Below are 14,476 nucleotides of genomic sequence, written 5' to 3'. Positions count from 1 at the left end.
GATGAAAAAAATCACAACCGTCTGCCCTTACTGCGGTGCAGGCTGCAAAATGAAACTGGTGGTCGACAACGGTAAAATCATCCGTGCCGAAGCGGCTGAGGGCGTGACCAATCAGGGCGAGCTGTGCCTGAAAGGCTATTACGGCTGGGACTTTCTAAACGATACCAAGCTGCTGACCCCGCGTCTGAGCCAACCGCTGATCCGCCGTGAAAAAGGCGGCAAGTTTGAGGCTGTCAGTTGGGATGAGGCGATCCGCTACACCGCACAGCGGCTGCAACAGATCAAGGATAAGCACGGTGCCAGCGCCATCATGCACACCGGCTCTTCACGCGGTACCGGCAATGAAACCAACTACGTGATGCAAAAGTTCGCCCGGGCGGTGATCGGCACCAACAACGTCGACTGCTGCGCCCGCGTCTGCCACGGCCCGTCGGTGGCGGGTTTGCAGGCCACGCTGGGTAACGGCGCGATGAGCAACTCGATTGGTGATATCGAAAACTCCAAATGCCTGCTGGTCATCGGTTACAACTGTGCCGACTCGCACCCTATCGTGGCTCGCCGGGTGCTGAAGGCCAAAGAGAAAGGCGCGCAGATTATCGTGTGCGACCCGCGCCGTATCGAAACCGCGCGCATTGCCGACCAGCATTTGCAGATTAAGAACGGCTGTAACATGGCGCTGGTGAATGCTTTCGCCTATACGCTGATTGAAGAAAACCTGTATGACCGCGATTACGTGGCGAAATACACCGAAGGATTCGAGGCTTACCGTCAGCAATTGGCGGACTATGCGCCGGAAGCGGTAGAACAACTGACCGGCGTCAGCGCCCAGCAAATTCGCCAGGCGATGCGCACCTACGCCAGCGCCCCTTCTGCCACCATTATGTGGGGCATGGGGGTCACCCAGTTCGGCCAGGCGGTCGACGTGGTCAAAGGGCTCGCCAGTCTGGCGTTGCTGACCGGTAATCTGGGCCGCGCCAACGTGGGCGTCGGCCCGGTACGTGGGCAAAACAACGTTCAGGGCGCCTGCGACATGGGCGTGCTGCCGAATGAGTTCCCCGGCTATCAGGCCGTCACCGACGCTGCGGTACGCGCCAAGTTCGCCACCGCCTGGGGAATTGATGCTGCCAAAATGGATCCGAACGTGGGCTATCGCATCACCGAAATTCCGCATTTGGTTCATGAGGGCAAAGTGAAAGCCTACTACATCATGGGCGAAGATCCGTTGCAGACCGAGGCCGACCTGAGCCTGGTGCGCGGCGCGTTCGAGGCGCTGGAGTTTGTGGTGGTGCAAGACATCTTCATGACCAAAACCGCCGAACAGGCCGACGTGATCCTGCCCGCCACCTCCTGGGGTGAGCATGGCGGCGTGTTCTCCTGTGCCGACCGTGGGTTCCAGCGTTTCGAGAAAGCCATTGAACCGCAGTACAACGTCAAACGCGACTGGGACATCATCAGTTTGCTGGCCACCGAGATGGGTTATCCGATGCATTACGACGATAACCAGCAAATCTGGGACGAAATGCGTGAGCTCTGCCCGCTGTTTTATGGCGCGACCTACGAAAAAATGGGCGAGCTGGGCCACGTGCAATGGCCTTGTACCACGCTGGAAAGCCAGGGCACCCCTTACCTGTATCAGGGTAACCAGTTCACCACGCCGACCGGCAAAGGCCAGTTGTTCGCCACCACCTGGCGTGCCCCGGCGGAAGTGCCGGATGCCGGTTATCCGCTGGTACTGTGTACCGTGCGTGAAGTCGGTCACTACTCCTGCCGTTCGATGACCGGTAACTGCGCCGCCCTGCAAACTCTGGCGGACGAGCCCGGCTTCGTGCAGATCAATCCGCAGGATGCCGAAGCGCTGGGTATTGCCGACCAGCAACTGGTGTGGGTCAGCTCGCGCCGCGGCAAGGTGATCAGCCGCGCCAACTATAACGAGCGCATTAACCTGGGCGCAGTGTATATGACCTACCAGTGGTGGATCGGCGCCTGTAATGAGCTGACTCAGGAGAATTTGGATCCGATCTCCAAAACGCCGGAAACCAAATATTGCGCGGTAAAACTGGAGGCGATTGCCGATCAGAACTGGGCGGAAAACTATGCGCAACAGAGCTATAGCGATATGAAAGCCCGCCTGCGGCGCGCGGTTGAAGATGTGATGTAAAGTTACGCAGTCACTTTGTAGGGGGCGAATACATTCGCCCCGATTAACGCGGGCGCAGTATGCAGCGCCCCTACACAGAGAGTAATAAAAAGTGTCCCATTCAGGATTACTGCTGCGCATCAGCGGCAAAGTACAGGGCGTCGGCTTCCGGCCTTTTGTCTGGCAACTGGCCGAACAACTCAACCTGCATGGCGAAGTCTGGAACGACAGCGCCGGGGTGGAAATTCGCCTGGTACAACCCGTTGATCTGGAAGTATTCCTGCATGTGTTGTACCAGCAGGCCCCGCCTCTGGCGCAGATCGAACGTATCCAGCAGCGCGCGTTTACCTGGCTGCAAGCCCCCAACGATTTCAGTATCCGCCCCAGTCAGCATGGCGCCAAGGCGACCCAGATCGTACCGGATGCGGCGACCTGCCCCCAATGCCTGCAGGAAATGAACGATCCGCAGGATCGGCGTTACCGTTATCCTTTTATCAACTGTACCCATTGCGGCCCTCGTTTTACCCTTATTCGCGCCATGCCTTACGATCGCCCGGCGACCAGCATGGCGCCCTTCACCCTTTGCCCACACTGCGCCTGGGAATACCATTCTGCACAGGACCGACGTTTTCATGCCCAGCCGGTGGCCTGCAGCGACTGCGGCCCCCAGTTGTTTAGCTGTCTGGCTCAGGGTCAGGCACAGCATCAGGGCGAAGCAGCGCTACAACAGGCGGTGGCTGCGCTGGCCGCCGGACAGATTGTGGCGATCAAAGGCCTGGGCGGCTTTCACCTGGCTTGCGACGCCACCGACACCCAGGCCGTCGAACGACTGCGTCGGCGCAAACGGCGGCCAGGCAAACCGCTGGCGGTGATGGTGCCGGATGCCAGTTGGCTGGTGCGCTGCGCCAGTGGCATTGATCAGGTGCAGTTGCAGGCGTTGTTGACTTCGCCCGCCGCGCCGGTGGTGCTGGTCCCTCAATCCGCATACTCACCGCTGTCTGCCGCCGTTGCGCCGCAGCTCGATGAAGTGGGCCTGATGTTGCCCGCCAACCCGATTCAGCATTTGCTGATGCAGGCCATACAACGCCCCCTGGTGATGACCTCAGGAAATGCCAGTGGCCGTGCTCCGGCGTTAACCAATGACCAGGCCTTGGCCGACCTGGACGGCATTGCCGATCTGTGGTTGATGCACGATCGCGAGATCCTGCAACGCGTTGACGACTCGTTGGTGCGTTTGCTAACCGAAGGCCATGAAATGATCCGCCGGGCGCGTGGATTCGTTCCCGATGCCCTGCCGCTGCCGCCCGGTTTCCCCGCTCAGCAGGCTCTGTTGGCGGTGGGCGGCGATCGCAAAAATACCTTTTGCCTGGTGCTGGGCGATCAGGCCCTGCTCAGCACGCATTTTGGCGATTTGGAGCAAGAGGATATTCAGCAACAGTGGCAGCAGGCCATTCAGCACTTCACCGGCCTGTACCATTGCCAGCCACAGCGGCTGGCCAGCGATGCTCATCCCCATTACATCAGCCATCAATGGGCCGCCCGGCAGTCACTGCCGGTGACCCCGGTGCTGCATCATCATGCGCATCTGGCCGCTTGTCTCGCCGAGCACCGCTGGCCACTGGAAGGCGGGCCGGTGATTGGTCTGGCACTCGATGGCCTCGGGTACGGCCAGGGCGGTGCCCTGTGGGGCGGCGAATGCCTGCTGGTTGATTATCGCCGTTGCCGTCATCTGGGGGGATTACCCTCAGTGGCACTGCCCGGCGGCGATCTGGCCGCACAGCAACCCTGGCGTAACCAATTGGCGCATTTCGCGCGCTTCGTACCGGACTGGCAAAGCTACCCTCAGGCCGAACGGCTGCAGGCTCTGCCCTGGCAACCGCTGCTGAAAGCGATTAACGCCGGTATTAATGCCCCGCTGGCCTCCTCCTGCGGCCGTTTGTTTGACGCCGCCGCTGCCACCCTGGGCTGTGCCCCGGCACAACAGAGCTGGGAAGGCGAAGCGGCCAGCCGGTTTGAAGCCCTGGCTCACCAGAGCGGACCTTGCTCTCACCCGGTGACATTGTCACTGAAAGGCGAGCAATTTGATCTTGCTGCGTTCTGGCAACAGTGGCTGGGCTGGCAAGCCCCCGCCCCTCAACAGGCCTGGGCGTTCCATGATGCGCTGGCGCAAGGCTTTGCCAACCTGGCCAAATTTTTTGCCGCTCAGCATGACATCCAACATGTGGCGTTAAGCGGCGGCGTACTGCACAACCGCTTATTACGTGAACGGCTACAGCACCATCTGGCACCGTTGCAGGTGCTGCTGCCACAACAACTGCCGGCGGGCGACGGTGGCCTGGCGTTGGGTCAGGCACTGGTCGCCTGTGCCCAGCATTCCCCGACTTCCTCTGTAAACCCTGACAGGATGTAACATGTTAAACCGCGAGTTTTTCCACACCCATACCCGCGCCTTTTGGCTATTACTGGCGTTGGTAGCGCTGAACCTGTTGGCCTGGGGAACGGCATTTGTCGCGTTCCATCAGTATCCGGCGCTGATCGCCGCCGCTTTGCTGGCTTATGGTTATGGGCTGCGCCATGCGGTGGATGCTGACCATATTGCCGCTATCGATAACGTCACCCGCAAGCTGATGCAGCAAGGCCAGCGCCCGGTGTCCGTCGGCGCATTCTTCTCTTTGGGCCACTCCAGCATCGTGATCCTGGCCTGCATTGCGATTGCCGCCACCTCTCTGGCGTTTGGCGATCGCATTGGCTGGCTGCATCAGTACGGCGCGACTCTGGGCACGCTGATCTCCTCGCTGTTCCTGCTGGCCATGGCACTGTTGAACTGGCTGATTTTCCGCGATGTTTATCGCATTTTCCGTCAGGTGAAACGCGGGGAGAAACTGGTGGAGCAAGATGTTGCCCTGCTGGTGAACGGCACCGGCGGCGTGATGACACGGCTGTATCGCTTTGCTTTTAATCTGGTGAATAAAAGCTGGCATATGTATCTGGTCGGCTTTTTGTTTGGCCTGGGTTTTGATACCGCTACCGAAGTCGGCCTGTTGGGCATCTCCGCGGCGGGTGCCACCTCGGGCCTGTCGGTCTGGTCGATTATGGTGTTCCCATTGCTGTTCGCCAGTGGCATGGCGCTGATTGACTCGCTGGATAACTTTGTGATGGTCGGTGCTTATGGTTGGGCCTTCAATAAGCCGATCCGCAAGCTGTATTACAACATGACCATTACCGCCACCAGCGTGGCGATTGCTTTGGTGATCGGCGGCCTGGAAGGTCTGGGGTTGTTAGCCGACAAGCTGGGGTTACAGGGTGGCCTGTGGCGTGGTGTTGAAGTTCTCAATGACAACATGGGCAGTGTAGGTTACGCCGCCATCGCGCTATTTGTGGTGCTGTGGGCATTGTCCGCGCTGAATTACCGGCGCAAAAATTATGACTCGCTGACCCTCTAGCCCCCTTACCGGCAGCCGCCGAGGCTGCCGGTAAAAATGACTTCATTCGTTATTAAATACTTTCAGTTAATATTATAACCCAGGATATTAATCGACCTGCTCCGAATGTTATCTTTATTAACCAATAACAATGAGTTATTTAAATAACGACAAATTACAATAAAAATACTTAAGAAAAAACGACGTATCATTGCAATTCAGACTATGTTTATTAATGTTGTAACTCACGCATGGCAAAATTAAATGCAAGTTCGCTGCTATTTAATTTAACTACCAATAAATCAATGTAGTAAACAGCAGTCAGGAGTGGAATCGTTACAACAATATTCTTCATTGGTGATCGCCACGTCCGAGCCCAAGACAATATCCAATCGTAACTCATTAATACAGGTGATATTATGTCTATTGATAAAACACAGATGACTAATGCCATCAATGCGGCGTTAGCTGAATTTCACTCCGTAATAAGAATCGATAATTTAAATCCAGATAAAACCACCGACGGTTCAATTGGTTGTACTCAATTCGCCGGAGCCGTTTATGAAAAAGCAGGAGGAAAGGACACGGATAAAAGTTACAGAATCAAAGTCAATAACCTGACCGGAGATGAACTTAAGAAATATAAAAATGGAGATCTGGTTAATATACTGCTCGACTATGATAATTGGGATTACACTCACGCATGCTGCATTTATTTTTCTTCAGACACCTCTTATGTTATTCAGACCTACCTTAATCACACCGTACGCATCGTCACCTCATTTGAACACGCTGTTTTAAATCAACTTTGGCATCAATATGCAGAGACCAAAGGCGGCAATGCCGAAGTCTTTAACTCGCTGTTTTCAGTCAAGCCAGTGAACCTGCCCAATGTGGTCGAAGTTATTATCACAGAATTACTTTGAGGCAACTTGGCACATTCACTCCCTTTGACGGCAGCCCAACGTTCCCGGATTGGGCTGCCACCAGCGTGGACTTCCCATTAACGGACGGTATAAGTCCCCTTACCTGCGGATTTCGCCTGGTACATGGCATCATCCGCTCTGGTCAGCAGGGCTTCTGCCGTCATGTTGCCGCCTGAGGATATGGCTGCACCGATACTGGCGGAGAGCGTCACTTTTTGATTACCAACCTGTTGTGTCGCCGCCAGCCTGGCCAACACGCACTCGCAAAATGCGCATACCTGCAGCTGCGGTTGCGTCAAAGGCCAGAGGATCACCGTAAATTCATCCCCGGCAAGTCGAGAAACATTGTGATGAGGGCCGGCACAGTCGCTGAGCAACTCGGCAAAGGTTTTCAGAATAAGGTCACCGAAATCATGACCAAAGCTGTCATTCAGCGTTTTGAATCCATCAAGGTCGATAAACAACAGCGCCATCTGCTGCTGCGGGCAACAGGCCTGCAGGGTGGCCCCCAATCGCAGTAAGAAAGCGCGTCTATTGGTTAACCCCGTCAGCATGTCATGAGAGACGTCATACTCTAACCGCTGCTGCAAACGCTTAAGCTCGGTGATATCCATGGAAAGAATATAGGAGCCCTGGGTTTCACTGGGTACCAGAGTGTTATGAATGATCAATGGCCCCTGGCGCGTTTGGAGTTCATTCTCAAAACTGACGGTTTCCCCCTGTAACGCCCTTTCGATCATGGGTTTAGCCGCGGCATAAGCCTCCTCCCCCATAAACGCCTGCACCGTCATCGCCTTGAGACGCCCTTCATCCAGGTCAAACCAGGCTTTATAGGCGCTGTTGGCAAAAAGATAGCGTTCATCGGCATCGATCTGACTGATCAATGCCGGCATATTGTCGGTAATCGCCCGCAGGCGTTCTTTTTCGCTACTGAGTTGCTGCTCGGTAAGGACGCGGTTGGCAATTTCCTGGTTGAGCTTATTGACGGCAAAATTCAGTTCCTGCGTGCGGGCCACCACCCGATCTTCGAGCTCATGTTGCAGTGAATAGAGATCGGACTCTGCCAGTTTGCGTTCGCTGATATCGACAATAACGGAAATAAAATGATGAGGCTCACCATTGGGCAGACGATTAAGCGACACGGTAAGCTGAACCCAAATCCTTGAGCCATCAGCGCGGATATAGCGCTTCTCCATGGAGTAAGTGTCTATCTCATGGGCTAACAGCTGTTTCAATAGCCCGAGATCGGTGAGCAGGTCTTCGCGATAGGTGATGTCCTGGAAGGTACGATCCAGCAGTTCGCTCTCAGAATACCCCAGCATTTCACAGATCCGCGGGTTCACCCGTAACCAATATCCTTCCAGCGAGACCAGGGCCATGCCCACTGCCGCCTGAGAAAAGGTCTGTTCAAACAGGGCTTCGGTACGTTGCAGATTGGATTTGAGACTTTCCGTGTAAATATCACGCTCAACACTGTGCAGGTACTCTTCAATGACGGCGGCAAAGTCGCGTAAATCATGCACCATCTCGGGTGAAAAGCTCTGGGGATGACTGTCGATAATGCACAGGGTGCCCAGCGGCAGACCGTCCAGTGACAGCAAGGGTTGACCGGCATAGAAACCGATCTTGGGTCCGCCGGTCACCAATGGGTTGTCAAAGAAACGCGGATCAACCGCGGTATCCGGCACCACTAACGCGTCACGTTGCAAAATGGCGTGGCCGCAAAATGAAATGTTGCGTGGCGTTTCCCGAGCCTCCAAACCCGAGCGGGAGAGGAACCATTGCCGCTCACGATCGATTAACGAGATCAAGGCAATACTGACCCCAAAATATTTGGCGGCCAACCGCGTAACCCGGTCTAATTTTTCTACCGAATTCGTATCCAGTACGTTCAGCGAATGTAGAACCGACAGCCGCTCGGTTTCATTTTCCGGAAAGCATGGCTCGAACATGTCTGCTCCAAATGAAGGTCCCTGGGCGATGTGGGCAGGATTAGCCGCTGCCTTAATGACTCAACACCGCGCCGTAAATGACTTATTTCATTCAGCTTAGACGGTTTTTCCGGTTTTACGGGTCCCTGAAGGAATTAATCATGCAGCCCAATGTTGAGGGTGCGGTGGGTCAAACCCGGGATAAATACTCTTCCAACACCAGCGGATAACCGCCGCCGGACGGCTGTTCTACCGGGATGCCGGCGAAGGCGCTGGCTTCGGCCACCCACTTGCGCTGAGGTGGCAAGCCCCAGGGCAACAGTTGCTGGCGTTGATCGGCGGCAAGCAGGTTGGTTTCCAGTTCGAAATCGATCATCTGGTAAGGGGTGTTGTGCAGCTCGATGCGATGGCCATCAGGATCGCGCAGATAGACAAACAGCACGTGCCCCATGCCATGTCTGCCTGGCCCACGCTCAACGGCATCGCCAAACCCCAGATTACCGGCGGTGTCACAGGCGCGCAGGATCTCTTGCGAATCGGGGATGGTATAACCGAAGTGGTGCAGACGCGGCCCCGGACCATGCAAATAGACCAAATCCTGAGTATTGCCCTTGCGCTGTAAAAAAGCGGCACCCAGGCCTTGTTGATTAAAATAGATGTCCGAGGCGCGGAACCCCAACTGCGTCATGTAGAACTCCGCCGCCTGCTGCACGTGGGGAGTATGCAATTGGAAATGGTCCAGCCGTTGGGCACTACCGCCGCGATACAGATGCACCTGATGGTGCAAGCGCGGCACGACCGGCATTGAGGCGCAGAGCTCGATCAGTGCACCGGTCGGGTCAGTAAAATGCAGAGTGCGCCCCTGAAAAGGCACCTGCGCCCAGTGATTATCCATGCCCTGCTGGTCAAAAAACGCCTTGGCCAGATCCAAATCCTTTTCACGAAATACCCGCAAGCCAATGCGTTCGCAATGGGGTGGCGCCTGACTCAGTTTGATCACCAGACTGTGATGACAGGCCTCTTCCAGTCCGCGCAAATACAGCCTGTCGTCTTCCCTGTGGGTCAATACCATGCCAGCCACCTGAGTATAAAAAAGCTCGCTGGCGGCCAGGTTCTGTGAGGTCAACACCAGATGACTGGCGCGGGTGATGGCAAACGGAGGATCGTATTGGGTGACGGGTATCGTAGTCATGGCGGTTCCTTGGCTGCAGGTCAGAAAAAACCTTCATCGTCGATCACTGGGTTGCTGAGGGTGCCGATGCCGGCAATGGCGATCTCGACCCGATCTCCCGCTTTCATCCACACGGGAGGCTGCCGAAATGCGCCGACCCCGCCCGGCGTACCGGTCACCAGCACATCACCTGGCAGCAGATCGGTAAAGGTTGAGCAGTATTCGATCAACGCTGGAATAGAAAAAATCAGTTCACCGACCGAGGCTTGCTGCATGACCTGGCCGTTGAGGAGCGTTTTCAGCGTTAGCACTCGCGGATCGGGAATTTCATCCGCACTGACTATCCAGGGACCGAAGGCCGCAGTCTGCCGAAAGTTTTTACCGGCGGTGAATTGTGAACTGTGTCGCTGCCAGTCACGCACGCTTCCGTCGTTGTAGCAGGCATAGCCCGCCACGTGTTGCATGGCGTCACGCTGAGTAATACGGCGGCCGCCTTTACCGATCACCACCGCCAGTTCCCCTTCATAGTCAAACTGAACCGACTCAGGTGGGATCAGCAGCGGTTGACTCTGGCCCACCTGTGAAGATGGCAGTCGCAGGAACAGCGTCGGTCGATCGGGCTCCGGGCGGCCGGTTTCCAGCAGATGCGGTCGGTAATTCAGGCCAACGCAAATTATCTTGTCCGGGTGGGTCACCGGTGGCAGCCAACTGACCTCGCTGGCTCGCAGAGTAGTCGGTGTGTGCAGAAACGGCAGGAACACGCCAAAATTGCCTGCGGCTAACGCGCTGCGCACGTCCGGATAGGGTAATAACAGGCTGCAATCGACAATCTCATCCTCGCCACGCAACAGGCCATACCCCGCGCGCCCCTGGCTAATAAAACTGACGATCCTCATTGGGCCTCCGGTTTCGGGGAACTACCGTTGAATATCGGGTTGTCTGCCTGTTTGATAATCCGTTGTACGGTGCTTTGATAATGTTGGCTCAGCAAATCAGCAGCAAGATCGGCATCGCGCGCCAACACCGCATCCATAATCGCCTGATGCTCGCCGTCGACGTCACGTGGGGTGTCGACGCCCTCCAGTTCATAACCAAACCGCAAGCGGCGATAGCGCTCGGACTGATCAAACAGTAAATCAGAAAAACGCAGCATCCACGGCGATTGGCAAGCCATCAACAGACTGCGGTGAAAACTGTAATGGAGTTGACTCCAGTTGGCAGAATGGTGCTGGTTTTCATCATCAATGCGTGGGCAGCGCGTCAGCCGGTGAAAGGCAGCAATAATCCCCGCTTCCCATTCCGCATCGCCGTTGGCAATTGCCAGCCGTAGCGCATGGGTTTCGATCAGTTGCCGATTGGCGGTGATGTCTTTCAGTTCACTGAGCGAGACTTCACTGGCACGAAAACCCCGCTGTTCATGAGCGGTGACCAGCCCTTCCGTGACCAATCGCGACAACGCCTCACGCACCAGCCCGGGGCTGATGTCCAGCTCAGCGGCGATATTGCCGATCACCAGTTTGCTGCCCGGCGGATATTCGCCGTTAATAATCCGCCGGCGGATCAGCGCCACCGCCGCACCGCTCAGGCTCTTGAAGGCACCGTTGTGAAATTCTTGTTTGCTGTTCATTCGCTCTATTTTCTCGCTACGCGGTTATAACAACGCTGGATAGGCACCGCCATCCAGGTGCATGTTTTGCCCAGTAATATACCCGCTCATCTCACTGCACAGGTAGACACAAGCGGCACCAAATTCAGCCGGTAGCCCCATGCGTCCGGCAGGAATCGAATCAATCTGCTTTTGGCGCGCCTGCTCGAAGGTGATGCCGCTCTGTTGCATGGCGACCTGCGCCATCTGTTGCTGGCGCGGAGTATCAAAACGCTCGGGCAGCAGATTATTAATGGTCACATTGTCGGCAATGCACTCGCGGGACAAGCCTTTACAGGCCGCAGTCAGACCGGCTCGGGATGCAGCGGACAGCGTCATATGGGCTCGGGGGGTGCTGACCATCGCCGAGGTGATATTGATGATGCGACCAAATTTCCGCTGCCGCATGCCCGGCACCAGGGCACGGATCAACATCAGCGGTGCCAACAGATTCCCTTGCAGCGCCGCCAGCCAGGTTTGTTCGTCAAACTCAAAAAAATTGCCCGGTGGTGGCCCGGCATTGTTGTTCACCAGGATATCGGCCTCCGGACAGGCGGCCAGCAAGGCGTTTCTCCCCTGTTCCGTGGTGATATCACCGGCAACGGTAAACACCCGTCCGCCGGTTTCCGCCTTTAGACGCTGTTGCGCGGCCAGCAGGCGGGGTTCGTCACGGCCGTTAATCCAGACGCTCACGCCTTCTCTCAACAATGCGGCAGCACAGGCATAACCCAAACCACTGCTGGAGGCGCATACCAGGGCGCGTTTATCCGCCAGTCCTACATCCATAACCCTTCTCTCCTTCTGGTGGGGCAGCCCATGATTGAGCCGATGGTGTTGCATAAATGTAATGCTAGCGATAAAAAATATAGACATCAACAAAAAATATTCTTTAATATAAAAAATATATTTTATTCCTTCACGACATTTTCACCATCACCTCTACGGAGAGAGCATGAAAGAGAATGAAAGGTACGACTATATTGTGGTTGGCGGTGGATCTGCCGGTTGCGTGGTTGCCGGCCTGTTGGCAGAAAGAAGCTCAGCGCGCATTTTGCTGCTGGAAGCCGGGCCGGAAGACAAAGGGTTGTTCATCCGCATGCCGGCCGGGTTTCCAGAAATCGTCGGCAAACTGATCTGGCCCTATCAAAGCGACGCGGAACCCAACATGCGCAACCGGGCGATGGCGATCCCACAAGGCCGGGTGTTGGGCGGCGGTAGCTCGGTGAACGGACAGCTGTATGTGCGTGGACATGCGCAGGATTATGATGACTGGGAAACCGAATATGGCTGTACCGGCTGGGGCTACCGCGACGTGCTGCCCTACTTTGTCAAGTCGGAATCCAACCAGAGTCTGCATAACCCTTACCACGGTGTCAGCGGTCACCTGAAAGTCAGTGACTCCGGTTATCGCCATCCGCTCAGCTACGCGATGGTCAAAGCAGGCCAGGAACTGGGTTATCCCTACGTTAATGATTTCAACGGTGCCAGCCAGCAAGGCGTTGGTTTCTATCAAACCACCACCTACCGGGGCCAGCGCTGCAGCACCTCGGTGGCCTATTTGGCACCGGTGCGTCATCAGTCGAATATCGAGGTACTGACCGGCGTTATGGTTGAACGCCTGCTGCTGGATCAGGATCGCGCTACCGGCGTGGAATTTACCGATGCCGGCGGCAAACGTCGACAGGTGCAGGCCAGGCTGGAAATCGTGTTATGTGCCGGTGCCATCGGCACCCCGAAACTGTTGATGCTGTCGGGCATCGGCCCGGCTGAACATTTGCGTGAGGTTGGTATTAAACCCCGAGTTGACAGCCCATGGGTCGGCCAGCGCCTGCAGGATCACCTGCATTTCTCGGTTATCGCCAGCCTGCGTGATCCCATCAGCCTGCTCGGGCAAGACAAGGGCCTGAAGGCGCTGGCGAATGGTCTGGAATGGCTGCTGTTTAAACGCGGCGTCTGCGCCTCCAACCTGCTCGAGTGCGGTGGTTTCTTTGCCACCGGCGATGACGACCGGCCCGATGTGCAATTAATGGGGCTGGCGGCGTCGGATAATGTCGATGACAAAGGCAAACAGGCACAGAGCCAACATGCGTTATCGCTCAAGCTTGCGCACCTGCGGCCTCGGGCGCGCGGCGAGGTGCGATTACGCGACAGTCATCCACATTCGTTACCTCAGATCAGCCTGAACTATCTGGCCGCGCCTGAAGATATTGCCGCGCAGGTCAGAGCGGTGCGCCTCGGCCTGCAACTGTTTCAGGCCCCGACGTTGGCTGCGCTGATCGACCAGGTTCTGCTACCAACGCCGAATTTAAACAGCGATGTGCAGTTGGCGGCGTTCGTTCGTGAACATGGCAAAACGGAATATCACCCCACCGGCACCTGCTGCATGGGGGCCGATCCGGCTACTTCCGTGGTGGACTTACAGCTGCGGCTGCGCGGTGTGACCGGTGTTCGCATTGCGGATGCCTCAGTTTTCCCGTGCATCCCAGCGGGCAATACCAATGCACCGACTATCATGGTGGCCGAGCGGGCCGTTGACCTGATATTGGCCACTTTCGAGGAGCAGAAACATGCATAAGAAGTTAACCCTGACCTTTGATAACGGGCCTCATCCCCAGGGCACCCCCCTGGTGTTAAAGACGCTGGCGGAATATCGGCTTTTGGCTAATTTTTTTCCTATTGGCGAGAAAATCTCCGCGCCGGGCGGCGAAGCCCTGGTCAAATCGGTGAAGGAAGCCGGGCACCGGGTAGGCATTCATACCCTGACCCACTCACTGCCGCTGGGGCTGGGCGCACCGGGCTTCGCCCGCCACGAAATTATCGAAGGACAGGCCCGGCTCGGCCAATACGGTGAATCGCCCCCGCTGTTCCGCCCTTATGCCGGCAAGGGGCTCCTCGGGCCACATGTGTTGAATCAAGAGGCGGTTGAAGTCCTGCAACAGCAAGGGTTCAGTCTGGTGCTGTGGAATTCGGTACCGCGCGACTGGGAACTGCCGACCGACGCCTGGGTGGCACGCGCGTTGGACGACCTCGCCAACAATAACTGGACGGTGATGGTGCTGCATGACGCCCGACCGGAGGCGATGGAGCATCTGGGGCATTTTATCGAACAGGCGGTATTGATGGACGTGGAAATCACCCAGCAACTCCCCGACTGGGTGATGCCAATCCAGGGCGGCTTACGCTGTCACCCTTTTGCGGCTTTAGTCGCCCCGACGGCTGATTAGCCGTGCAGCAAGGAGAAGGT

Annotated in this window: 11 protein-coding genes; 6 read left to right on the top strand and 5 right to left on the bottom strand. The window is 56.5% G+C overall.

The window, feature by feature from the left end; translation table 11 throughout:
• Position 1 precedes the first annotated feature (1 nt).
• The 4 genes from fdhF to QOT07_RS12455 all read left to right on the top strand — a co-directional run bounded on the left by fdhF (position 2) and on the right by QOT07_RS12455 (position 6,485).
• Positions 2-2,158 carry a formate dehydrogenase subunit alpha gene (gene fdhF, locus QOT07_RS12470; RefSeq protein ID WP_099062019.1) on the top strand — a complete coding sequence of 719 codons (2,157 nt, stop codon included), beginning with the start codon at positions 2-4 and terminating at the stop codon, positions 2,156-2,158.
• A 91-nt stretch (positions 2,159-2,249) separates the two neighbouring features.
• Entirely contained in the window at positions 2,250-4,547 is a 2,298-nt protein-coding gene (gene hypF, locus QOT07_RS12465) for a carbamoyltransferase HypF (RefSeq protein WP_283603258.1), read from the top strand.
• 1 nt (position 4,548) lies between these two features.
• Entirely contained in the window at positions 4,549-5,580 is a 1,032-nt protein-coding gene (locus QOT07_RS12460; protein WP_283603257.1) for a HoxN/HupN/NixA family nickel/cobalt transporter, read from the top strand.
• 398 nt (positions 5,581-5,978) lie between these two features.
• Positions 5,979-6,485 carry a hypothetical protein gene (locus QOT07_RS12455; protein ID WP_283603256.1) on the top strand — a complete coding sequence of 169 codons (507 nt, stop codon included), beginning with the start codon at positions 5,979-5,981 and terminating at the stop codon, positions 6,483-6,485.
• Positions 6,486-6,562: 77 nt separating this feature from the next.
• Here QOT07_RS12455 and QOT07_RS12450 read toward each other — a convergent pair whose 3' ends face one another.
• The 5 genes from QOT07_RS12450 to QOT07_RS12430 form a co-directional block, all read right to left on the bottom strand.
• The gene (locus QOT07_RS12450; protein WP_283603255.1) at positions 6,563-8,437 is read right to left on the bottom strand and encodes a diguanylate cyclase domain-containing protein; all 1,875 of its coding nucleotides are present in this window, start codon (positions 8,435-8,437) and stop codon (positions 6,563-6,565) included.
• A 169-nt stretch (positions 8,438-8,606) separates the two neighbouring features.
• Positions 8,607-9,608, bottom strand: coding sequence for a VOC family protein (locus QOT07_RS12445; protein ID WP_219016194.1), 1,002 nt, complete (start codon positions 9,606-9,608; stop codon positions 8,607-8,609).
• A gap of 20 nt (positions 9,609-9,628) precedes the next feature.
• Positions 9,629-10,483: a fumarylacetoacetate hydrolase family protein gene (locus QOT07_RS12440; protein ID WP_261417263.1), complete on the bottom strand. Its 855-nt coding sequence runs from the start codon at positions 10,481-10,483 to the stop codon at positions 9,629-9,631.
• Entirely contained in the window at positions 10,480-11,214 is a 735-nt protein-coding gene (locus QOT07_RS12435) for a GntR family transcriptional regulator (protein WP_219016192.1), read from the bottom strand. The genes QOT07_RS12440 and QOT07_RS12435 overlap by 4 nt, the downstream gene beginning before the upstream one ends.
• A gap of 24 nt (positions 11,215-11,238) precedes the next feature.
• Positions 11,239-12,018, bottom strand: a complete 780-nt coding sequence (locus tag QOT07_RS12430; RefSeq protein ID WP_261417262.1) for an SDR family oxidoreductase — start codon at positions 12,016-12,018, stop codon at positions 11,239-11,241.
• Positions 12,019-12,184: 166 nt separating this feature from the next.
• Here QOT07_RS12430 and QOT07_RS12425 point away from each other — a divergent pair, with 166 nt between their 5' ends.
• Entirely contained in the window at positions 12,185-13,807 is a 1,623-nt protein-coding gene (locus tag QOT07_RS12425; protein ID WP_283603254.1) for a GMC family oxidoreductase, read from the top strand.
• Entirely contained in the window at positions 13,800-14,456 is a 657-nt protein-coding gene (locus QOT07_RS12420; RefSeq protein WP_219016189.1) for a polysaccharide deacetylase family protein, read from the top strand. The genes QOT07_RS12425 and QOT07_RS12420 overlap by 8 nt, the downstream gene beginning before the upstream one ends.
• Positions 14,457-14,476 lie beyond the last annotated feature (20 nt).

The organism is Serratia proteamaculans (assembly GCF_949794035.1).
Lineage (GTDB): Bacteria > Pseudomonadota > Gammaproteobacteria > Enterobacterales > Enterobacteriaceae > Serratia > Serratia proteamaculans.
The sequence above is the reverse complement of the archived record's forward strand: the minus strand, read 5'-3'. Positions and strand labels throughout refer to the sequence as shown.

Excerpts from the sequence above, each read along its gene's own strand:
- QOT07_RS12430 (WP_261417262.1), bottom strand. The coding sequence starts at position 12,018 with ATGGATGTAGGACTGGCGGATAAACGCGCCCTGGTATGCGCCTCCAGC.
- QOT07_RS12420 (WP_219016189.1), top strand. The coding sequence starts at position 13,800 with ATGCATAAGAAGTTAACCCTGACCTTTGATAACGGGCCTCATCCCCAG.
- fdhF (WP_099062019.1), top strand. The coding sequence starts at position 2 with ATGAAAAAAATCACAACCGTCTGCCCTTACTGCGGTGCAGGCTGCAAA.
- QOT07_RS12450 (WP_283603255.1), bottom strand. The coding sequence starts at position 8,437 with ATGTTCGAGCCATGCTTTCCGGAAAATGAAACCGAGCGGCTGTCGGTT.
- QOT07_RS12460 (WP_283603257.1), top strand. The coding sequence starts at position 4,549 with ATGTTAAACCGCGAGTTTTTCCACACCCATACCCGCGCCTTTTGGCTA.
- QOT07_RS12425 (WP_283603254.1), top strand. The coding sequence starts at position 12,185 with ATGAAAGAGAATGAAAGGTACGACTATATTGTGGTTGGCGGTGGATCT.
- QOT07_RS12455 (WP_283603256.1), top strand. The coding sequence starts at position 5,979 with ATGTCTATTGATAAAACACAGATGACTAATGCCATCAATGCGGCGTTA.
- QOT07_RS12445 (WP_219016194.1), bottom strand. The coding sequence starts at position 9,608 with ATGACTACGATACCCGTCACCCAATACGATCCTCCGTTTGCCATCACC.
- QOT07_RS12440 (WP_261417263.1), bottom strand. The coding sequence starts at position 10,483 with ATGAGGATCGTCAGTTTTATTAGCCAGGGGCGCGCGGGGTATGGCCTG.
- QOT07_RS12435 (WP_219016192.1), bottom strand. The coding sequence starts at position 11,214 with ATGAACAGCAAACAAGAATTTCACAACGGTGCCTTCAAGAGCCTGAGC.